19 protein-coding genes are annotated in these 18,677 nt (G+C 72.3%); 8 read left to right on the top strand and 11 right to left on the bottom strand.

All coding sequences use genetic code 11. The annotated features are described in order from the left end of the window. Positions 1 to 4: 4 nt before the first annotated feature. Entirely contained in the window at positions 5 to 1,018 is a 1,014-nt protein-coding gene (locus ACGF0J_RS04785) for a hypothetical protein (protein ID WP_393142108.1), read from the top strand. On the opposite strand, the gene ACGF0J_RS04780 is transcribed toward ACGF0J_RS04785, so the two are convergent. Continuing rightward, on the bottom strand, positions 1,015 to 2,148 hold the full coding sequence (locus ACGF0J_RS04780) for a ferritin-like domain-containing protein (protein WP_393142107.1): 1,134 nt from the start codon (positions 2,146 to 2,148) through the stop codon (positions 1,015 to 1,017). The genes ACGF0J_RS04785 and ACGF0J_RS04780 overlap by 4 nt on opposite strands. An 81-nt stretch (positions 2,149 to 2,229) precedes the next feature. Here ACGF0J_RS04780 and ACGF0J_RS04775 point away from each other — a divergent pair, with 81 nt between their 5' ends. Continuing rightward, positions 2,230 to 2,877, top strand: a complete 648-nt coding sequence (locus tag ACGF0J_RS04775) for a TetR/AcrR family transcriptional regulator (RefSeq protein WP_393142106.1) — start codon at positions 2,230 to 2,232, stop codon at positions 2,875 to 2,877. Positions 2,878 to 2,937: 60 nt separating this feature from the next. On the opposite strand, the gene ACGF0J_RS04770 is transcribed toward ACGF0J_RS04775, so the two are convergent. Next, on the bottom strand, positions 2,938 to 3,663 hold the full coding sequence (locus ACGF0J_RS04770) for a lytic transglycosylase domain-containing protein (RefSeq protein ID WP_393142104.1): 726 nt from the start codon (positions 3,661 to 3,663) through the stop codon (positions 2,938 to 2,940). A 266-nt stretch (positions 3,664 to 3,929) separates the two neighbouring features. Then, positions 3,930 to 4,367, bottom strand: a complete 438-nt coding sequence (locus ACGF0J_RS04765; protein ID WP_393142103.1) for a transglycosylase SLT domain-containing protein — start codon at positions 4,365 to 4,367, stop codon at positions 3,930 to 3,932. A gap of 187 nt (positions 4,368 to 4,554) precedes the next feature. Here ACGF0J_RS04765 and ACGF0J_RS04760 point away from each other — a divergent pair, with 187 nt between their 5' ends. Then, on the top strand, positions 4,555 to 5,040 hold the full coding sequence (locus tag ACGF0J_RS04760) for a glutathione peroxidase (RefSeq protein ID WP_393142102.1): 486 nt from the start codon (positions 4,555 to 4,557) through the stop codon (positions 5,038 to 5,040). A 17-nt stretch (positions 5,041 to 5,057) separates the two neighbouring features. After that, positions 5,058 to 5,861 carry an alpha/beta hydrolase gene (locus ACGF0J_RS04755; protein WP_393142101.1) on the top strand — a complete coding sequence of 268 codons (804 nt, stop codon included), beginning with the start codon at positions 5,058 to 5,060 and terminating at the stop codon, positions 5,859 to 5,861. Positions 5,862 to 5,865: 4 nt separating this feature from the next. Here ACGF0J_RS04755 and ACGF0J_RS04750 read toward each other — a convergent pair whose 3' ends face one another. After that, a complete protein-coding gene (locus tag ACGF0J_RS04750; protein ID WP_393142100.1) occupies positions 5,866 to 6,336 on the bottom strand; it encodes a hypothetical protein in 471 nt (156 codons plus the stop codon). 307 nt (positions 6,337 to 6,643) lie between these two features. Here ACGF0J_RS04750 and ACGF0J_RS04745 point away from each other — a divergent pair, with 307 nt between their 5' ends. Next, positions 6,644 to 7,039: a hypothetical protein gene (locus ACGF0J_RS04745; RefSeq protein WP_393142099.1), complete on the top strand. Its 396-nt coding sequence runs from the start codon at positions 6,644 to 6,646 to the stop codon at positions 7,037 to 7,039. A 28-nt stretch (positions 7,040 to 7,067) separates the two neighbouring features. Here ACGF0J_RS04745 and ACGF0J_RS04740 read toward each other — a convergent pair whose 3' ends face one another. After that, complete coding sequence (locus tag ACGF0J_RS04740) at positions 7,068 to 8,141, bottom strand: LacI family DNA-binding transcriptional regulator (protein WP_393142098.1); 1,074 nt, start codon at positions 8,139 to 8,141, stop codon at positions 7,068 to 7,070. Between the two features lie 178 nt (positions 8,142 to 8,319). Here ACGF0J_RS04740 and ACGF0J_RS04735 point away from each other — a divergent pair, with 178 nt between their 5' ends. Then, positions 8,320 to 9,534, top strand: a complete 1,215-nt coding sequence (locus ACGF0J_RS04735; protein WP_393142097.1) for an ABC transporter ATP-binding protein — start codon at positions 8,320 to 8,322, stop codon at positions 9,532 to 9,534. 166 nt (positions 9,535 to 9,700) lie between these two features. Here ACGF0J_RS04735 and ACGF0J_RS04730 read toward each other — a convergent pair whose 3' ends face one another. Beyond that, positions 9,701 to 10,537, bottom strand: coding sequence for a PaaX family transcriptional regulator C-terminal domain-containing protein (locus ACGF0J_RS04730; RefSeq protein WP_393142096.1), 837 nt, complete (start codon positions 10,535 to 10,537; stop codon positions 9,701 to 9,703). An 89-nt stretch (positions 10,538 to 10,626) separates the two neighbouring features. On the opposite strand from ACGF0J_RS04730, the gene ACGF0J_RS04725 reads away from it, so the two are divergent. Then, complete coding sequence (locus ACGF0J_RS04725; protein WP_393142095.1) at positions 10,627 to 12,294, top strand: acyl-CoA dehydrogenase family protein; 1,668 nt, start codon at positions 10,627 to 10,629, stop codon at positions 12,292 to 12,294. Positions 12,295 to 12,349: 55 nt separating this feature from the next. Here ACGF0J_RS04725 and ACGF0J_RS04720 read toward each other — a convergent pair whose 3' ends face one another. Further along, on the bottom strand, positions 12,350 to 13,102 hold the full coding sequence (locus tag ACGF0J_RS04720; protein ID WP_393142094.1) for an SDR family NAD(P)-dependent oxidoreductase: 753 nt from the start codon (positions 13,100 to 13,102) through the stop codon (positions 12,350 to 12,352). A gap of 208 nt (positions 13,103 to 13,310) precedes the next feature. Between ACGF0J_RS04720 and ACGF0J_RS04715 the strand changes: the two genes are divergently transcribed. Then, positions 13,311 to 14,306, top strand: a complete 996-nt coding sequence (locus ACGF0J_RS04715) for an endonuclease/exonuclease/phosphatase family protein (RefSeq protein ID WP_393142093.1) — start codon at positions 13,311 to 13,313, stop codon at positions 14,304 to 14,306. A gap of 15 nt (positions 14,307 to 14,321) precedes the next feature. On the opposite strand, the gene ACGF0J_RS04710 is transcribed toward ACGF0J_RS04715, so the two are convergent. From ACGF0J_RS04710 to ctaD, 4 genes are all read right to left on the bottom strand, one after another. Beyond that, the gene (locus tag ACGF0J_RS04710) at positions 14,322 to 14,621 is read right to left on the bottom strand and encodes a hypothetical protein (protein WP_393142091.1); all 300 of its coding nucleotides are present in this window, start codon (positions 14,619 to 14,621) and stop codon (positions 14,322 to 14,324) included. 25 nt (positions 14,622 to 14,646) lie between these two features. Beyond that, a complete protein-coding gene (locus ACGF0J_RS04705) occupies positions 14,647 to 15,474 on the bottom strand; it encodes an MBL fold metallo-hydrolase (RefSeq protein WP_393142090.1) in 828 nt (275 codons plus the stop codon). 18 nt (positions 15,475 to 15,492) lie between these two features. Next, on the bottom strand, positions 15,493 to 16,764 hold the full coding sequence (locus tag ACGF0J_RS04700; RefSeq protein ID WP_393142089.1) for an NAD(P)/FAD-dependent oxidoreductase: 1,272 nt from the start codon (positions 16,762 to 16,764) through the stop codon (positions 15,493 to 15,495). Positions 16,765 to 16,875: 111 nt separating this feature from the next. Continuing rightward, complete coding sequence (gene ctaD / locus ACGF0J_RS04695; RefSeq protein WP_393142713.1) at positions 16,876 to 18,585, bottom strand: cytochrome c oxidase subunit I; 1,710 nt, start codon at positions 18,583 to 18,585, stop codon at positions 16,876 to 16,878. Positions 18,586 to 18,677: the final 92 nt, after the last annotated feature.

The following is an 18,677-nucleotide window of genomic DNA, read 5'->3' as shown; positions in this document are numbered from 1 at the left end:
AGCGGTGGCTTCCGCGCTGCTCGCGATCCTTCTCCATCCGGCGGGCGCCGCCGCGGCCGCGGCGGCCGACCGGGACTCCGACGGCACGCGGACGGTCGGCATCCGGCTGATCGAGGTGCCGGCCAGCCGGCTCGACGACCCGCGGGCGCTCTCGTACATCGTGGACCACGTCAACCCCGGCGCGACGATCAAGCGGCGGCTGGAGATCGCCAACAGCTCGCCCGCGCCGGTGCGCGTCCAGGTGTACGCGGGCGCCGCGAGCGTCGGCAAGGGCGGATTCGCCTTCGCGCCGGAGGGCGTCGCGAACGAGCTCACGTCCTGGATCACGCTCGACCGGACCGTGCTGGAGCTCGGCCCGCGCGACCGGGAGACGGTGCGGGCCACCATCGCCGTGCCCGAGACGGCCGTCAAGGGCGAGCGGTACGGCGTCATCTGGGCCCAGGTCTCCTCGGACGCCCCCGGCCCGCGCGGCAACGTCGCCCTCGTCAACCGGGTCGGCGTGCGCGCCTACCTGGACGTCGGGCCCGGCGGCGACCCGCCGACAGACTTCACCGTCGGGAAGATCCTGCCGCAGCGCACCGCGGACGGGCGGCCCCGGATCGTGGCCACGGTCGCCAACACCGGTGAGCGGGCCGTCGACCTCGACGGGGAGGTGACGCTGTCCGACGGGCCCAGCGCGCTGCGCGCCGGCCCGTTCCCGATCGTCCGCGGCACCACCCTGGCGCCGGGCCACAGCGGCGACGTCGAGGCGCTCCTCGGCCAGGAGCTGCCCAACGGACCATGGGCGTTCCGGCTCACCCTGCGCAGCGGCCAGGTGGAGCGCACCGTGTCGGGCAGGATCACCTTCCCCGACAGGCCCGGCACCTGGGGGCTGCCCGCGTCGATGGACTCCCCGCTCGGGCTGGGCATGGTGCTCGCCGGCATGCTGGCCGGCGCGACCGTCATGATCCTGTGGCGGCTGCGCAGGTCGCTGCGAAGGGCCGCCGCCCGAGCCGCCGACGACGGTCAAGACGGTTAGGACGGCTGGGACGGCTGGGACGACTCGCCGAGGGCGATCGTCTCGGCCACCTCCGCGTGCCGTTCGGCCTCCTCCTCCGCGAAGCGCGCCGCGTCCAGCTTCTCGGCGATCTCCTCGTCCTGCCTCATCAGGGCCTCCAGGGACTGGCCGGCCATGTCCAGCACGCCCATGTCCGCGTACGCCTGCTGCAGGCGCGGACTCCACAGCCCGATGTCCTTCACGCACGGCACGATGCGGCTGAACAGCAGCGACCGGAACAGCCGGAGGTACTCCGAGTGTTCGGTGGCCTCCATGGCCTCGTGCGTCTCGGCCTTCGACAGGCCCATGTTCTCCCAGGTCTCCCGGCCGCGCAGCCGGTCGCGCATGAGGTAGCAGCCCTCGATGACGAAGTCCTCCCGCTCGCGACGCTCGGCCTCGGAAAGGTCACGGTAGTGGTCGCGCAGCGCCATCCGCCCGAACGCGACGTGCCGGGCCTCGTCCTGCATGACGTAGGCGAGGATCTGCTTGGGCAGCGGCTTGGTGGTGATGTCGCGCATCACGCCGAACGCCGCCAGCGCCAGGCCCTCGATGAGCACCTGCATGCCGAGGTAGGGCATGTCCCAGCGCGAGTCGGACAGCGTGCTCTCCAGCAGCGCCTTCAGGTGCTGGTTGATCGGGTAGGCGAGGCCCACCTTCTCCTGCAGGAACCGGGCGTAGGTCTCGGCGTGGCGGGCCTCGTCCATGGTCTGGGTGGCGGCGTAGAACTTGGAGTCCAGGTCGGGAACCGTCTCCACGATCTTGGCCGAGCAGATCATGGCGCCCTGCTCCCCGTGCAGGAACTGCGAGAACTGCCAGGCGGCGCCGTGCCGGCGCACCTCCCGGCGCTGCCGGTCGTCCATCCGCTCCCACAGCGGGGTGCCGTGGATGGCGATGGTCTGGTCGGGGATGCCGAGCACGTCGTACGGGTCGACCTCAAGGTCCCAGTCGATGCGCTTGGCCGAGTCCCACTGCTTGTCCTTGCCCTTCTGGTACAGGGCGAGCATGCGGTCCCGGCCGTCGTCGTACTCCCAGGTGAACCTGCTCGAACCGGCCATCTCCACGTTCCAGGTGGAGAGCTCGGCGGGGATGGTGTAGAGATCGTGCGTCGACATCGGACCTCCGCAGGGGACGTACACCGTACGTACACCTTCGAGGCTGGCACGTACGGCGTACGTGCGTCAATAGAATGAGCTATGACCACGGAGCCCCTGTCCAGGGCGCGCATCATCGCGGCGGCGATCGACCTGATCGAGCGTGAGGGCGCCGACGCGGTGTCCATGCGGCGCATCGCGGCGGAGCTGGGCGTCGGCGTGATGTCCCTCTACAACCACGTGCCCAACAAGGACGCGCTGCTGAGCGGTGTCGCCGAGGCCGTGATGAGCGGGATCGAGTTCACCGACGACCCCGACGCCCACTGGAGCGACCGGGTGCGGATGCAGGCGCGCGCCTTCCGGCAGATCGCGCACCACTATCCCCGCTCGACCATGCTCGTGGTCAGCCGCACCCTCCACTCCAGCGCCGGGCTGCTGCCGGTCGAGCGGGCCCTGGCCACGCTGCGCAGCGCCGGCTTCGACGGGGTCGACGCGGTGCGGATGCTCCGGATGTTCATCGCCTTCATCGTGGGCTCGCTGCTGCGCGAGGTCGGGGTGACCCCCACGTTCGCGCCGCCCCAGCAGCGTTCCGTGGACGCCGAGCAGGTGGACCAGACACTGTTCCCGCACGTGAGCGAGCTGGCCCCGCTGCTCGGGCGGTGCGACCACGAGGCGGAGTTCGAGTTCGGGGTGGAGTTGCTGATCTCGGCCATCACCGTGCACCCGGCGCGCGAGGAGGGCACCCGGTGACACCGGACGCCCTCCCCCTGCCCTGGCCCGGGCAGCCGTCCCTTCCCCTGAACGGCTGCGTCAGTACCAGTTGTGCGCCTGGAAGTGCCCCCAGGCGTCGCACGGCCGGCCGTACCTGCCCCTGATGTAGGTCAGGCCCCAGCGGATCTGCGTCTCCGGGTTGGACCGCCAGTCACTGCCGGCCCCCTGCATCTTGCCCCCCGGCAGCGCCTGCGGGATGCCGTAGGCGCCGGACGAGCTGTTGTAGGCGCGGTGATTCCAGTTGCTCTCGCGGGTCCACAGACTGTCCAAACACTGGAACTGCCGGTAGGACCACGATCGCCGGACGACGTGGTCCAGGGCGATCTCCTTGTTGTGGCTTCTGGGATCGGCGGCCCTGAGCCGCTTGACGACCCGCGGCCTGGTGGTCGTCCGCCAGGTGCGGACCTTGACGACCGGCGCCCGCCAGACGTTCTCGTGGACGACCATCTGGTCGCCCTCGGTGTGCGCCCCGGCGGGCGCCGCTGCGCGGGCCGCATCTGTGCGGGCCACGCCTGCGCGGGCCACATCTGTGCGGGCCACCTCCGCGCGGGCCGCATCTGTGCGGGCCGCATCTGTGCGGGCCGCGTCCGCGTGGGCCGGGGCGCGGGATTCCATCGTGGTGGCGCCGATTGCGCTGGCCGCCGCCATCGTGGCGAGTGTGCTGCGAAGCACGCGTTTGCTGTCCAAGGCGATCCTTGCTGTCGGGTCGCGTGCGGACGTGCGCCGGGCGGCGATGCCGCCGGCGCCCTGCCGGTCCCCGTCCATGGCGCGGACGAGAAGGGTCCGCGCGGCCCGCTCCGGGATCTGTCGACCGCCCGATCGAGCTGGGCGGCCCGCAGGGGCCCACGACGTGTCCTCTAGCGGGTTTCTATTACGGACAGTGACGACTCGTCACACCATGTGACACGCCGCGGACAGGTGTTTACGAGACCGTTCCGGATCTCTGCCCGTCTCACTGGCCCGCCGTGGAGTGGCCCGACGTCACGTTGACGCGGCCTTGGCCGGACACGGGCGCGGACGTGGGACGCCGATCAGTACCAGTGGCGCGACTGGAAGTGGGCCCACGCGCCGCACGGCGTGCCGTACCGCTGCTTGATGTACCCGAGGCCCCACCTGATCTGGGTCCTGGGGTTGGTGCGCCAGTCGCGGCCCTTGGTGGCCATCTTGCTGCCCGGCAGCGCCTGGGGGATGCCGTAGGCGCCGGACGAGCCGTTGGCGGCCCGGTGGTTCCAGCCGCTCTCCCTGGCCCACAGCTTGACCAGGCACCTGTACTGGGCCTTGGTCCAGCCGCGCTTGGTCACCATGGCCCTGGCGATGGCCCTGTTCTTGGCGCCGGCCTTTTTCTTGACACCGGCCTTGGTCGTGACGCCGGTCGCCTGGGAGCTCTGCGCCTGTGCGGCCGTGGCCCCGCCTGCCGTCATGAGCGTGGCGGACAGGAGCAGGACACCGGTACGGCGGAGCATGGGCATGCGGATGCCTTTCAGACGGGGTTCGGGGACCGCGCCACCCTGCCCGACTAACGGCATTTATGGCGAATTGACCATGAAACGATAGATTCACGGCAAAGGATGATCTGTTGCGCTGTTCAGGGCTTTTGTCGTAAAAATGTGGACCTTCTCACAAAGAGGCGACGGGAGCCTTCTGTAGGGTCAGATCATGAGCCTTCGTGACATTCCGCTGCGCACCCTCGCCGGTTCGGCGACCACCCTCGACGCCCTCGCCCCCGGCCAGGCCGTCCTCGTCGTGAACGTGGCCTCCAAGTGCGGTCTCACTCCGCAGTACACGGGCCTGGCCGAGCTCCACCAGCGGTACGGCCCGCGCGGCTTCAGCGTGGTCGGCGTGCCGTGCAACCAGTTCATGGGCCAGGAACCCGGCTCGGCCGAGGAGATCCAGGAGTTCTGCTCCACGACGTACGGCGTCGACTTCCCCCTGCTGGAGAAGACCGACGTCAACGGCCCCGACCGGCATCCCCTCTACGAGGCGCTCACCGCGACGCCCGACGCCGACGGCGAGGCGGGCGACGTGCAGTGGAACTTCGAGAAGTTCCTGCTCGACCGCGACGGCGCCGTGGTGGCCCGGTTCCGCCCCGGCACCACCCCGGAGGACCCCGCCGTCGTCTCGGCCGTCGAGAAGGTCCTCTAGCCACGGGTGGAAGCGCGGTGGGAGTGACGGTGCTGGTGCGGGGCGCCCTGGTGGTGCTCGCCGTGGCCGTCCTGCTGCTCGGCCTGCTGTGGGTGTTCCAGCGTTCGCTGATCTACCTGCCGGACCGGGGGCCGGTGCCACCGGCCGGCGCGGCGCTCGCCGGGGCCCGCGACGTGTCCTTCACCACCGGCGACGGCGTCCGGCTCGGCGCCTGGTTCGTGCCGGGCGAGCACCCGGTGACGGTCCTCGTCGCGGGCGGCAACGCCGGCAACCGGTCGCACCGCGCGCCGCTGGCCCGCGCCCTGGCCGCGCGCGGGCTGCCGGTCCTGCTGATGGACTACCGCGGCTACGGAGGCAACCCGGGCCGGCCGACCGAGGAAGGGCTGCATCTCGACGCGGTCGCGGCACGCCGGTTCCTCGGCGACGTCCCGGTGATCTACTTCGGGGAGAGCCTCGGCGGGGGCGTCGTGACGCGGCTGGCCGCCGAGCATCCGCCGGACGGGCTGGTGCTCCGCTCGCCGTTCACCGACCTGGCCGCGGCGGGCCAGGTCAACTATCCGTTCCTGCCGGTCCGGCCGCTGCTGCGCGACCGGTTCCCGGTCGCCGCGCGCGTCGCCGACCTCCACGTGCCGACCGTGGTGGTGTACGGCACGGCCGACACCATCGTGCCGCCGGAGCAGAGCAGGGCCGTGGCCCGGGCGGCCGCCGGGCGGACGACGCTCGTCGAGGTGCCCGGCGCCGGCCACAACGACCTGCGGCTCCTCGACGGGCCCGAACTGGTGGCCGCCGTGGCGGACCTGGCGGCCCGCATCCGCCGGTGACCGCTCAGCCCGTCGCGGCGCGGGTGTAGGCGACCTCGAAGTCGAGGGTCCAGGTGACGCCGTCGGGTGACGCCTCCCAGCGCCCGTCGATGGCGGAGCCGTCGGGGCTGAGCGTGCCGGTGAAGCGCTGGCCGAACCCCGGCGCGTCCCGCCAGATGGTCAGCACCGCGCCGTCGAACGTCATCCGGTACACCCGGTGCACGCCGCGCCCGTCGGCGTACAGCATGGCGAACTCGCCCGTGGCGTCGTCCAGCCCGAAGACGGCCCGGGTGGGGAACGGCGCGTTGTCGCGCCAGGCCCGCGGCGCGGTGGCCGGCATCGGGTCGGCGTCGGAGTACTGGCACAGGAAGGCCCCGCCGTCCTGCCAGGCGAACTCCGTCCACGCCACGCCCAGACCCGCCACGTTCGGCCGGACCGTCCAGCGGCCGATCAGCGCGTCGAGCCGGGCGAGGGCGGGATGCCGGGTGGTGTTCATGGACATGTTCCTTCCACCGGGGGATGTCGTGTCGTCCTTACCGACTCCCCGGCGCGCGGAAACTCATCGGGCGGGCACCAGAGGGCCATCGGACGCCGCCGTCCACCAGGTAGGCGGCCGAGGAACGCGAGCTCCGGGACGTGGCGGCGTCCTCGCCGTCGCCGATGCCGTAGCAGCGCTTCATGGCCGCCGGTCACCGCCGGGCCGGTGAAACTCCACACCGCACGTCGCGGCGCGACGGGTTCGTGAAAGCGCCGGCACGGGAGTCACCTGCAGGCTGGCCGGGTCGAGAACCCAAGGAGGACCGGTGCGCTCCGCTGCCCGTATCACGGCGACGCTGCTGTTCGCCGCCGTCGGACTGCTCAACCTCGCGCCGGGGGTCGTCGCGCTGGCGCCGTCCCAACTGGCCACCGCCTACGGAGTCGTGGACACCGACGTGACGAGCGTGCTGCTGCTGCGGCATCGCGCTGTCATGCTGGCGCTGCTCGGCGTGGCGCTCCTGGCGGCCGCCGCCGTACCCGAATGGCGCAAACCCGTCCTGGTCGTCGCCGTGATCGGCAAGGTGTCCTTCATCGTGCTGGTGGCGACGTCGGCACACACCCACCCCGGACTGACCCCGGTCGCGCTCGCGGACGTCGCGGCGCTGGCCGCCCTGACGACGGCCGCCGTCCTCACCCGCGCCACATGGTCCGCAGCCGAATGACCGATCCTCCACACGTGGAGCCGATCTTCTAGTGGCGGGGGCCGCAACTGCCGCGGACGATGAGTTCCGTCGGCAGCGTCGCCCCGCGGGCCCGCCGGCCGGCGCCGCGTAGCACCAGTTCGGCCGCGCGATACCCGATGTCGCGGCCCGGCTGGGCGATCACGGTGAGCGGGGGCGAGCACAGTTCGGCCCACGGCACGTCGTCGTACATGACGAGCGAGACGTCACGCGGCACCCGCAGGTCGAGCTCCCTGGCCGCGAGCACGGCGGCCTCCCCCAGCATGTTGCCCGCCGCCAGCACGGCCGTCAGGTCGGGGCGGCTCTGGAACAGGCCGGAGGCCGCCGCGTACGCCGAGTCGCGGCTGCCGGTGGCGAACACCACGAGCTCCTCGTCCACCGGGCCGCCCACCGCCTCGCGGAAGGCCGCCACCCGCCGGTCGTGCCCCGGGCCGCCGAGGAAGGCGATGCGCCGGTGGCCGAGGCCGCGCAGGTAGCGCACCGCCGTACGGATGCCCGACCGGTCGTCGGCCAGCACGGCGGGCACGTCGGCGAGGGCGCGGCCGTGCCGGCCGACGGGAGGGGGCGGCAGGACGCCGTCGAGCAGCATGAGGTCGGCGGTGGAGCCGGGCAGGTCGTCGTCGGGCGGGGCAGCGGGCAGCCGGTCGGCGAAGACCACCGTCATGCCCGCCCTGGTGACCGGCAGCCAGGTCTCCACGCCGCCCGACGGCACGGCGATCATCCGGTCCACGCTCTGCTCCAGCAGCATGCCGACCAGCTCGGCCTCCTGCTCGGGGTCGTCGCCCGTCGAGCCGACCACCACCGGCTCCCCCGCCGCGCGGGCGCACGCGAGCACGCCCTCGGCGACCTGGCCGAAGAACGTGTCGGTCAGGTCGGGCACGAGCAGGCCGATCCCGCCGGTGCGGCGCTGGCGCAGGTTGCGGCCGAGCGCGCTCGGCCGGTAGTCGAGCTGGGCGGCCACGGCCAGCACCCGCTCCCTCGTCTCCGGGCTCGCCGAGCCGCCGGACAGCACCCGCGACACGGTCGCGACGCCCACACCGGCCGCCTCGGCCACGTCCTTGATGGTGGCCCGCCTCAGTTCCATGGAAACGATTCCATCATGGTTTCCATGTCGCGGGAAACCCGGCCGTCCCTCAAAAGCTGGTCACGGCTGGGCTCTTGACACCCAAGGTCCATTTCGGGTGAGATGCTTGAAAACGTATCCACGTGAGTGGACACCCGACGAACACCCGGGCCACCGCCCTGGACCTCAAAGGAATGTCATGGCATCCATCGTTCTGACCAATGTCGACAAGGTCTACGCCGGTGGCGTGAAGGCCGTGGACGGGCTCAACCTTGAGATCAAGGATGGCGAGTTCATGGTGCTGGTCGGCCCGTCGGGTTGCGGCAAGTCGACCGCCCTGCGGATGATCGCGGGCCTGGAGGACATCAGCGGCGGTGAGATCGCCATCGGCGACAAGGTGGTCAACCACCTGCCGCCGAAGGACCGCGACATCGCCATGGTCTTCCAGAACTACGCCCTCTACCCGCACATGACGGTCGAGGAGAACCTCGCCTTCGGCCTGAAGCTCCGCAAGATGCCGAAGCCCGAGATCCAGAAGCGGGTGAACGAGGCCGCCAAGATGCTCGGCCTGGAGACCTACCTCAAGCGCAAGCCGGCCGCCCTGTCCGGTGGTCAGCGCCAGCGTGTCGCGATGGGCCGCGCCATCGTCCGCGAGCCGCAGGCGTTCCTCATGGACGAGCCGCTGTCCAACCTGGACGCCAAGCTCCGCGTCTCCATGCGCGCCTCCCTCAACACGCTGCACGAGCGCCTCGGCGTCACGACCGTCTACGTCACCCACGACCAGGTCGAGGCCATGACGCTGGGCGACCGGGTCTGCGTCCTGCGCGACGGCCTGCTGCAGCAGGTCGACACCCCGCAGAACCTGTTCGACAAGCCGGTCAACCTGTTCGTCGCGGGCTTCATGGGCTCGCCGTCGATGAACTTCGTCAACGCCGAGCTGATCCGCGACGGCGGCGCGGCGGTCGCCTTCGCCGGCATCAAGCTGCCGATCCCCGACTCCACGTTCACCGACAAGCCGGGCCTCGACCAGTACGTCGGCAAGAAGATCATCCTCGGCATCCGCCCGTCGGACTTCGAGGACGCCGCCTCCGCGGGCAGCCACGCCAACGGCTGGGCCACGCTGCCCGTCAAGGCCGAGGTCACCGAGGAGCTGGGCTCCGAGATCAACGTGCTGTTCCTCATCGACGCTCCGCCCGTCGAGCACAAGGACACCGTCGCCGCCGCCGACCAGGGCGACGACGACGAGTCGGCGCTGCCGCTCGTGGGCGACAAGTCCCTGTGGACCGCCCGCGTCAACGCCCGCAGCCACGCCCGTCCCGGCCAGAACATCGACCTGGTCGTCGACACGCACAACCTGCACTTCTTCGACCCGGTCTCCGGCCTGGCGATCGGCCACCCGGCCAACGTCAAGTAGCCCCACCGGATGTCGGTCACGAGCCCGCTCGTGACCGACCGGGCCCCCACCGCGACCCCCTCCCGCGGCGGGGGCCCTCGCTTTTCCGCGTCCCGCCCCTACGCGCGGCCGCGTTTCGCCGTACGACGGCCCACCCGGCGGCTCACCCTGCGGCCCACCCGGCGGCTCACCCTGCGGCGCGGGCGAGGGTGGTGAGTTCTGCGCGGTAGGCGGCGTGGGCGTCGCGCAGGGCGGCGGCCGGCCAGCCAGCCGGCAGCAGGGGCTCGGGCAGCACCGGGTCGGTGAGCAGGTGCCGGACGATCGCGGCGACGATCGCGAACCGGTCGGCCGGGGCGGTCACCTCCTCGTAGGCGGCCAGGAGCGCGCGGCCGTCGCCGGCCCAGCCTTCCAGGTCCCACAGCGTCGCGGCCAGTTCGGCGGGCGGCGGTCCGGGCCGGCCCGTCCAGTGTTGGACGCGGTCCGCCGGGCGGCCGGGCCACGGCCGGGCGAGGTTGGCCGGGCGGGTCCAGACGCCCTCGCGCAGCTCGGCGAGCCGCAGGGCCGCCAGGTCGGCGCGCAACTGGGCGCGTTCGGCGGCGCCGCGCCCCGTGGCGGTGACGACGGCGAGCTCCCAGTCGCCGCCCCAGGCCCGGACGGCCGGGGCGATGGCGGCGTCCTGGCGTTGCTGGCGGAGCAGCAGCCGGTCGCTGAGCCGGTACGTGCTGCCGGTGCGGCGCAGGTCGCCGGCGGTCACCATGCGGGTGAGCGCGACCCGCAGCGTGGCACCGGAGACGCCGAAGGGCTCCACGATCCGGACGAGCGCGTGCACGGGCAGCTCGGGCGGGTGCGAGCCGAGCAGCAGGCTCAGCACGACCGACCGCGCCGACAGCGGACGCAGCCCGGCTACGACGCCGGGAACGGCGACGGCACGGGAGACGCCACCGGGGACGTCGGTGGAGAGGCCGGCGGGCCGGTCGCCGGGGACGGCAGCGGGTCGGGGCGGCCGGGTTCCCTTCGTCGGCATGCAGCCATTGTGCCCGGCCGCGGACCGGCGCAGGGCATCCCCGTATTACATACTTGCTGCGACTGCACGCGACTTCGTAATATCGACGCATGGTGAGAGCACTCGCGGCCGGATCATCCGCCACCCACGAGGTGACCAACCAGCCGCCTCCCCTGCCGCCCTACGACGCCTCGGACGACGCCGCCCTCCTGGAGGGGCTGCGCCGGGAGGGCGCGGGGTGGGCCGAGGCGGACGTGCGGCGGGTCGGCCGCCTGGCAGGGAGCGCCGAGGGGCAGCGCTGGGCGGAGGACGCCGACCGGCACGAGCCGGAGCTGCGCACGCACGACCGCTTCGGCGAGCGGATCGACGAGGTGGAGTTCCACCCGAGCTGGCACAACCTCATGCGGACCGCCGTGGCCGAAGGGCTCGCCGGGGCCGTCTGGGCCGACGGCCGGCCGGGCGCGCACGTGGCGCGGACCGCGACGGGGCTGGTGTGGGGGCACACCGAGGCCGGGCACCTCTGCCCGATGGCGATGACGTACGCCGCCGTGCCCACGCTGCGGCACCAGCCGGACCTGGCGGCGGTGTACGAACCACTGCTGGCGAGTCGCGTCTACGACCCGGGCCTGGCGGTGCCGGCGGGCAAGCGGGGGCTGCTGGCGGGCATGGGCATGACCGAGAAGCAGGGCGGCTCCGACGTGCGCGCCAACAGCACGGTCGCCACCCCGGCCGGCGAGGACGGCGTGTACACGCTGCGCGGCCACAAGTGGTTCACCTCCGCGCCGATGTGCGACCTGTTCCTCGTCCTGGCACAGGCCCCCGGCGGCCTCTCGTGCTTCCTGCTGCCGCGGGTGCTGCCCGACGGCACCCGCAACGTCTTCCGCATCCAGCGGCTGAAGGACAAGCTGGGCAACCGGTCCAACGCCAGCAGCGAGCCGGAGTTCGACGGCACGGTGGCCTGGCTGGTCGGCGGCGAGGGCCAGGGCGTCAAGACGATCATCGACATGGTCAACCTGACCCGCCTGGACTGCGTGATGGCCACCGCGACGCTGATGCGCAGGACCCTCGTCGAGGCGGGGCACCACGCGCGCCACCGGGCCGCGTTCGGCCGCCGGCTGCTCGACCAGCCGCTCATGCGCAACGTGCTGGCCGACCTGGCGCTGGAGTCGGAGGCGGCCACCGCGCTGGCGCTGCGGCTGGCCGGGGCGACCGACCGCGCGCTGGCCGGGGACCAGGGCGAGCGGGCGCTGCGGCGGATCGCCACCGCGGCGGGGAAGTACTGGGTGACCAAGCGGGGGCCGGCGTTCACCGCCGAGGCCCTGGAGTGCCTCGGCGGCAACGGCTACGTCGAGGAGTCGGGGATGCCGCGCCACTACCGCGAGGCGCCGCTGCTGTCGATCTGGGAGGGGTCGGGCAACGTCAACGCGCTCGACGCGCTCCGCGCCCTGGCCAGGGAGCCCGGCACCCGCGACGCGCTGTTCGGCGAGCTGGCCCTGGCCCGCGGCGGCGACGCCCGCCTGGACGCCGCGGTGACCCGGCTGCGCGACGACCTGGCCGACGCCGAAGGGATCGAGGCGCGGGCCCGCCGCCTGGTCGAGCGGATCGCGCTCACCCTGCAGGGGTCGCTGCTGGTGCGCCACGCGCCGCCCGCCGTCGCCGACGCCTTCTGCGCGACCCGCCTGGGCGGCGACTGGGGTCACGCCTACGGCACCCTCCCCCGCTCGGCCGACGTCACCGCGATCCTGACCCGCGCCCTGCCCGCCCGCGCGGGCGACTGAGGCGGGCAGCCGCCCGCCTGGGCGGCTGAGACGGGGCAGCGGCGGCAGTCGTGGGTCAGCGGCGCCCGAGGCGGCCCGAGACGGCGGCGACCACGCCGCGGGGCACGAACCGGCCCACCGCCACGATCGCCTTGTAGCGCAGGTCGGGCACCGAGACCGTCCTGCGCAGGGCGAGGTCGCGCATGGCCGCGTTCACCACGTCGTCGGCCTCCAGCCACAGGAAGCCGGGGATCGTCGAGGCGTCCATCCCGGCCCGCTGGTGGAACTCGGTCCGCACGAACCCGGGGCACAGCGCCATGACGCGGATCCTCGGGTGGCCGATCTCGGCCGCGGCGGACTCGCTGAAGTTGACCACCCACGCCTTGGAGGCGCTGTAGGTGCCGCGGGTGAAGAACGCGGCCACGGAGGCGACGTTGATCACCGCGCCGCGGTCACGTTCCCGCATGCCGGGCAGGGCGGCCAGGGTGAGTCGCAGCACGGCCTCGCAGTGCAGCTTGAGCATGCGGACCTCGTCCTCGACGGGCACGGTCGGGAACGAGCCGGGGTGGCCGAACCCCGCGTTGTTGACGAGCAGGTCCACCCCGTCGCGCAGCCGGCTCTCGACCCGGGTGAGGCCCTCCTCGGTGGCGAGGTCGGCGCCGAGCACCTCGACGTTCACGCCGTATCTGAGCTTGAGCCGGTCGGCGACCTCGGCGAGGCGGGCCTCGTCGCGCGCCACGAGGACGAGGGAGAAGCCGTCGCCGGCCAGCCGCCGGGCGAAGGCGGCGCCGAGGCCGGCGGTCGCGCCGGTGATCAGTGCGGTAGGCATGGCAGCACCCTAACTCCCCCGCCTGCCGGCGCGGGCGTCCAGCGCCGCTCGGCCCTTTCCTGAGAGAGTTCCCAGCAAGCGCGGGGACGATCGCCCAGGTCAGAGCGTTCCAAGGCGCGACCCGGCGGAGAGCGGCACGCGGCCGCCCTGCGCAGCGTTTAAGGTCGGGCACAGAACGTGGGCGGATCTGACGAGGACGGGCGATCGGGTGAGCATCACGGCCGACACGCGGGGGGCGGGCACGCGGAAGACCGGCGGTGGCGCCGCCGGACGGCGCCGCCGCGGCCGCCGGCTGTCGTGGATCATTGTCACGTTCCCGGCCCTGTGGGCGGTCGTCCGGCTGGGCGGGCTGGAGTGGGGCTGGTTCCTCACCCAGCTGATGACGTTCACCCCGTACGCGGTCGTCGGGTCGGGGGCCCTGGCGGTGCTGCTGGGGCTGCGGCGCAACAGGCCGGCCGCGGTGGTGGCCCTGGCCGCGTGCCTGGCGCTGGCGGCCACGGTCGTGCCGCGGACCGTGCGGGCCGCCGCGGCTCCGGGCGGGACCCCGCTGCGGGTGCTGACCATCAACCTGTTCGCGCGGGCCGACGCCGACGCGGTCGTGCGGCTGGTGCGGGAGTACGACCCCGACGTCCTCAGCGCCCTGGAGATCACGCCGGAGAAGGTCGCCGAGCTCGACGCGGCGGGCCTGGCGGGGCTGATGCCGCACCGCTTGCTGCAGGCCGACGAGGGCCCCAAGGGCAGCGGCCTGTACGCCAAGCACCCCCTGACGCCGTTGGAGGGACTGTTCACGCCGATCGGGCACAACATGCCCGCGGCGACGGTGCGCCTGCCGGGCGGGGCGAGCGCGCAGGTCGTGGCCGTCCACCCGAACCCGCCGCTGCCCGGCAGGGCCGCCGAGTGGAACGCCGCGCTCGCCGCCCTGCCGCCGGCGTCCGGCGACGCGGTGCGGGTGCTGGCCGGCGACTTCAACGCCACCCTCGACCATCGGGCGCTGCGTGACCTGCTGGACCGCGGCTACGTGGACGCGGCCGACCGGGCCGGCGAGGGCCTGGTGCCGACGTGGCCGAACAACAGGCCCATACCGCCGATGATCACGATCGACCACGTCCTGGTGGACGAGCGGGTCGCGGTGGACTCGGTGCGGGTGCTCGACGTGCCGCGCACCGACCACCGGGGCGTCCTCGCCGACCTTCGCCTCCCCTGAAGCGCGCGGTCGGGGTCAGCCGGCCGCCCCCCAGACGGACTCGAAGGCGGCCTCGGTGATCTCGGTGAGGTCCCAGATCTCCAGCGGCTGGTCGGTGAGGAAGCCGTGCTCGTCCTGCAGGTGGCCCCACCAGTAACGGTGGGCGCCGCGCGGGCCGACCTCGATCTGCCGGATCGCCCAGTGCTCGCCGTCGCCCTCGACGCTCTCGAACAGCCATGTCCCGCCGTCGCCGTCGGCGCCGTGCCAGTGGCGGCGGGGCGTGCCGGACTCGGCGAGCTGCCTGACGAGAGGGCCGCGCAGGTCGGGAAGAAGCACCGCCCCACTGTAGTCGGCGCCGCGGTCAGGTGGGCCGGCGGGCGGCCGGTCTGGCCGGGAGGGTGTAGCTGTCGCCGCGGTCGAGGCGGATGACGCGGTCGAGGTCGCCGGTCTGCCGCAGGTGGTCGAGGAAGTCCTCCAGCGGCGAGGAGAAGACCGTGTAGTCGTCGTAGTGAACGGGCAGCACCCGTTCGGGCCGGACGAGGTCCACCCAGTCGGCGCCCTGCCGGCCGTCCATGGTGACGAGGAAGGCGCCGAGCAGTTTGGTGCCGCCCAGGTGGACGATGCCGAGGTCGAGGTCGGGGAAGCGTTCGGCGATCTCGCGCAGCCGGCGGTCGAGCAGCGTGTCGCCGCTGATGTGCAGCCGCAGGTCCACGCGCCCTTCGCTGTGGAACTCCAGCACGCTGCCCATGACCGGCGGCAGCAGCGCCTCCAGTCGCCCGTACGCGTGCCGGGCGGGCACCGAGGTGATGGTGAGCACGCCGTGGGCGTTGCGCAGGCAGTACTCCTCCCACGTCTTCAGGCCGACGGCGTGTTCGAAGCCCTGGCGGCGCAGCCTGTGGGCGGCGTGCGGGGTCGTGACGACGGGGGTGGACCGGTCGAGGCCGTCGCGGGCCACCGGGTCCCAGTGGTCGCCGTGCAGGTGCGACAGCACGACGGCGTCCAGCGGCGGCAGGTCCTCGATCTCCAGGGCGGGGTCGGTGAGCCGCTTGGAGCTGAGGCCGTAGCCGAGGCGGGCCCGCTCACCGCGGTGCAGGAAGTTGGGATCGGTGAGCAGGGTGAAGCCGTTGTAGCGGATCAGCGTGGTCGCGTTGCCGACGAACAGCACGCTGCCGTGGTCCGCCCTGTCCATGACGCCTCCCGGGTGGGGTCATTCGGCGACCGAGGCGGCGCTGCGGCGCGGCCCCAGGTAGCGCCAGAAGAAGTCGATGAGCACGGTGAGCCGGTTCCGCCCGCCCAGCAGGTAGGCCACGTGCAGGAAGATCCACACCAGCCAGGCGACGAGGCCGCGCATCGTCGCGCCGTTGCGCAACTGCACGACGGCCTCGGCGCGGCCGACGATCGCCATGATGCCGGGGTCGCGGTAGGAGAACCGCCTGACGGGCCGGCCCTGGGCGGCGGCGAGGATCTGCCGGCCCACGTGCTTGCCCATCTGGATGGCGGGCTGGGCGAGCTGCGGCAGCGGCTGCGGCGGCAGCGCGAGGTCGCCGGCGACGAACACCTCGGGGTGCTCCTCCAGGTTGAGCGCCTCGGTGACGACGACCCTGCCGCCCTTGCCCTGCGGCAGGCCGCAGTCGGCGACCTCCTTGGGCGCGGTGACGCCGAGCGCCCAGACGGTCGCGTCGCTGTGCAGCCGGGTGCCGTCGTCGAGGACGACCGCGTCGGGCTCGACGGCGGCGACCGTGCTGCCGAGCATGAGCCGCACGCCGCGCTTGCGCAGCGCGTCGGCGGCGGCGTCGCGCAGCCTCGGCTTGTACGGCGCGAGCACGTAGTCGAACCGCTCGACCAGGGTGACGCTCGTCTGGTCGGGTTTGATCTCCGGGTGGGTGAGCGGGAGGGTGCGGCGGCGCAGCTCGGCCATGACGCCGGCGATCTCGACCCCGGTGGCGCCGCCGCCGACGACGACCACGTGGCCGGTGGGCCGTTTGCCCTCGGCGATCTCCTCCAGGCTGGTCTGCAGCCTCCTGCGCAGGGTGACGGCGTCGTGCAGGCCGTACAGCGGCATGGCGTGCTCTTCGGCGCCCTTGATGCCGAGCCAGTTGGTGGTGACGCCGGTGGCGATGACGAGGTAGTCGTAGTCGATGGCGGTGCCGTCGTCGAGCTCGACCCGCTTGTCGTCGAGGTGCAGCTTGCCCAGGCCCGCCACGCGGACGCGCAGGTTGGGGTACTGCCCGGCGAAGGTCCGCAGCGGGTAGGACACGTCTCCGGCGTTGATCCCGGCGGTGGCGACCTGGTAGAGCAGCGGCTGGAAGGTGGTGTAGGGACGTTGGTCGACGAGCGCCACCAGCGCGCCGCCGCGGGCGAGCTCGCGGGCGGCGTTCAGCCCGGCGAACCCCGCACCCACCACGACGACGCGCGGCCGGGCCGGCCGCTCCCCCGCCCTGCCGGGGCGGGCCTTGAGCCGCTTCACGGGGGCTGTCACCGAAGCCATCACCGAGGCCATCACTGGGGCCATCACAAAGCCATCCCTCCGACGGTCGTCCTACGGTTGCCTCTGGCACCAGACAAGGGTGTTAAACCCGTTCGCCCGCATTCACCGCTGTCTCTCGCCTTCACCGGCCTCGACGGGGCGCCGCTGCTCCTGCCCCTCACGCGGATAGTGCAGGTCGAAGGCGGGCCGCTCGGACCGGATGTTGGGGACGAAGGTGAAGTTGTGCCGGGGCGGCGGGCAGGAGGTGGCCCACTCCAGCGAGTTGCCGTAGCCCCACGGGTCGTCCACGGTCACGCGCGGCGCGTGCCGGGCGGTCTTCCACACGTTGTAGAGGAACGGCAGCGTGGACAGGCCGAGCAGGAACGCGCCGAGCGAGGAGAGCTGGTTGAGCGCGGTGAACCCGTCGGCGGCGCTGTAGTCGGCGTAGCGACGCGGGAAGCCCGCCACGCCGAGCCAGTGCTGCACGAGGAACGTGGTGTGGAAGCCGATGAACAGCATCCAGAAGTGCACCTTGCCCAGCCGGTCGTCCAGCATCCGCCCGGTCATCTTCGGCCACCAGAAGTAGAAGCCCGCGAACATCGCGAACACCACCGTCCCGAACACCACGTAGTGGAAGTGGGCCACCACGAAGTAGGTGTCGGTGATGTGGAAGTCGAGCGGCGGCGAGGCCAGGATGACGCCGGTCAGCCCGCCGAGCAGGAACGTGATGAGGAACCCGACGGAGAACAGCATGGGCGTCTCGAAGGTCAGGTGTCCGCGCCACATGGTGCCGATCCAGTTGAAGAACTTCACGCCCGTCGGCACGGCGATGAGGAACGTCATGAACGAGAAGAACGGCAGCAGCACCTGCCCGGTGGGGAACATGTGGTGCGCCCACACGGTCATCGACAGCCCGGCGATGGCGATGGTCGCCCCGACCAGGCCCATGTACCCGAAGATCGGTTTGCGCGAGAACACCGGGATGACCTCGGTGACGATCCCGAAGAACGGCAGGGCGATGATGTACACCTCGGGATGGCCGAAGAACCAGAACAGGTGCTGCCACAGCAGCGGCCCGCCGCTCTCGGCGTCGTAGACGTGCATGCCGAACTTGCGGTCGAGCTCCAGCGCCAGCATCGCGGCCGCCAGCACCGGGAAGGCCATCAGCACGAGCATGCTGGTCAGCAGCGTGTTCCAGGTGAACAGCGGCATCCGGAACATGGTCATGCCGGGCGCGCGCATGCAGATGATGGTGGTGATGAAGTTGACGGAGCCGAGGATCGTGCCGAGGCCGGCCAGGGTCAGTCCCATGATCCACAGGTCGCCGCCGATGCCCGGCGAGTACGTGGCCGTCGACAGCGGCGTGTAGGCGAACCAGCCGAAGTCCGCCGCCCCGCCCGGCGTGGCGAACCCCCACATGGTCATGATCCCGCCGAACAGGAACAGCCAGTACGCCACCGCGTTCAGCCGCGGGAACGCCACGTCCGGCGCGCCGATCTGCAACGGCATGATGACGTTGGCGAACCCGGCGAACAGCGGCGTGGCGAACAGCAGCAGCATGACGGCGCCGTGCATGGTGAACAGCTGGTTGTAGACCTGGGCGCTGACGACCTGCAGTCCCGGCTCCAGCAGCTCGGCCCGGATGACCATCGCCATCAGGCCGGCGAAGAGGAAGAAGACGAACGACGTGATCAGGTAGAGGTAGCCGATCACCTTGTGGTCGGTGGTGGACAGCCACGCGGCGATCACCGAACCCGCCCGCCGCCGCCTGACGGGGGCCAGCGGCGAGGTGAGCGGCTCGCCGGTCGCCGGCTTGTGTGTCGTCACCGCGATCTCCCCTCGCGCGACTCGGCACGGTCCCATGCCGCATTCACCAGGGAATACCCCGGTCTGTCCGGGTCTATGGTCAAGGCCCGGACGACCCT

Source organism: Nonomuraea sp. NPDC047897 (assembly GCF_043204415.1).
Lineage (GTDB): Bacteria > Actinomycetota > Actinomycetes > Streptosporangiales > Streptosporangiaceae > Nonomuraea.
This window is presented reverse-complemented; position numbering and strand designations above follow the sequence as displayed.

Bases quoted from the DNA above. Each gene is read 5' to 3' on its own strand.
- ACGF0J_RS04775 (WP_393142106.1), top strand. From the start codon at position 2,230: ATGACCACGGAGCCCCTGTCCAGGGCGCGCATCATCGCGGCGGCGATC.
- ACGF0J_RS04770 (WP_393142104.1), bottom strand. From the start codon at position 3,663: ATGGACGGGGACCGGCAGGGCGCCGGCGGCATCGCCGCCCGGCGCACG.
- ACGF0J_RS04705 (WP_393142090.1), bottom strand. From the start codon at position 15,474: ATGGACAGGGCGGACCACGGCAGCGTGCTGTTCGTCGGCAACGCGACC.
- ACGF0J_RS04720 (WP_393142094.1), bottom strand. From the start codon at position 13,102: ATGCCTACCGCACTGATCACCGGCGCGACCGCCGGCCTCGGCGCCGCC.
- ACGF0J_RS04765 (WP_393142103.1), bottom strand. From the start codon at position 4,367: ATGCCCATGCTCCGCCGTACCGGTGTCCTGCTCCTGTCCGCCACGCTC.
- ACGF0J_RS04760 (WP_393142102.1), top strand. From the start codon at position 4,555: ATGAGCCTTCGTGACATTCCGCTGCGCACCCTCGCCGGTTCGGCGACC.
- ACGF0J_RS04725 (WP_393142095.1), top strand. From the start codon at position 10,627: ATGGTGAGAGCACTCGCGGCCGGATCATCCGCCACCCACGAGGTGACC.
- ACGF0J_RS04780 (WP_393142107.1), bottom strand. From the start codon at position 2,148: ATGTCGACGCACGATCTCTACACCATCCCCGCCGAGCTCTCCACCTGG.
- ACGF0J_RS04750 (WP_393142100.1), bottom strand. From the start codon at position 6,336: ATGAACACCACCCGGCATCCCGCCCTCGCCCGGCTCGACGCGCTGATC.
- ACGF0J_RS04740 (WP_393142098.1), bottom strand. From the start codon at position 8,141: ATGGAACTGAGGCGGGCCACCATCAAGGACGTGGCCGAGGCGGCCGGT.
- ACGF0J_RS04730 (WP_393142096.1), bottom strand. From the start codon at position 10,537: ATGCCGACGAAGGGAACCCGGCCGCCCCGACCCGCTGCCGTCCCCGGC.
- ACGF0J_RS04735 (WP_393142097.1), top strand. From the start codon at position 8,320: ATGGCATCCATCGTTCTGACCAATGTCGACAAGGTCTACGCCGGTGGC.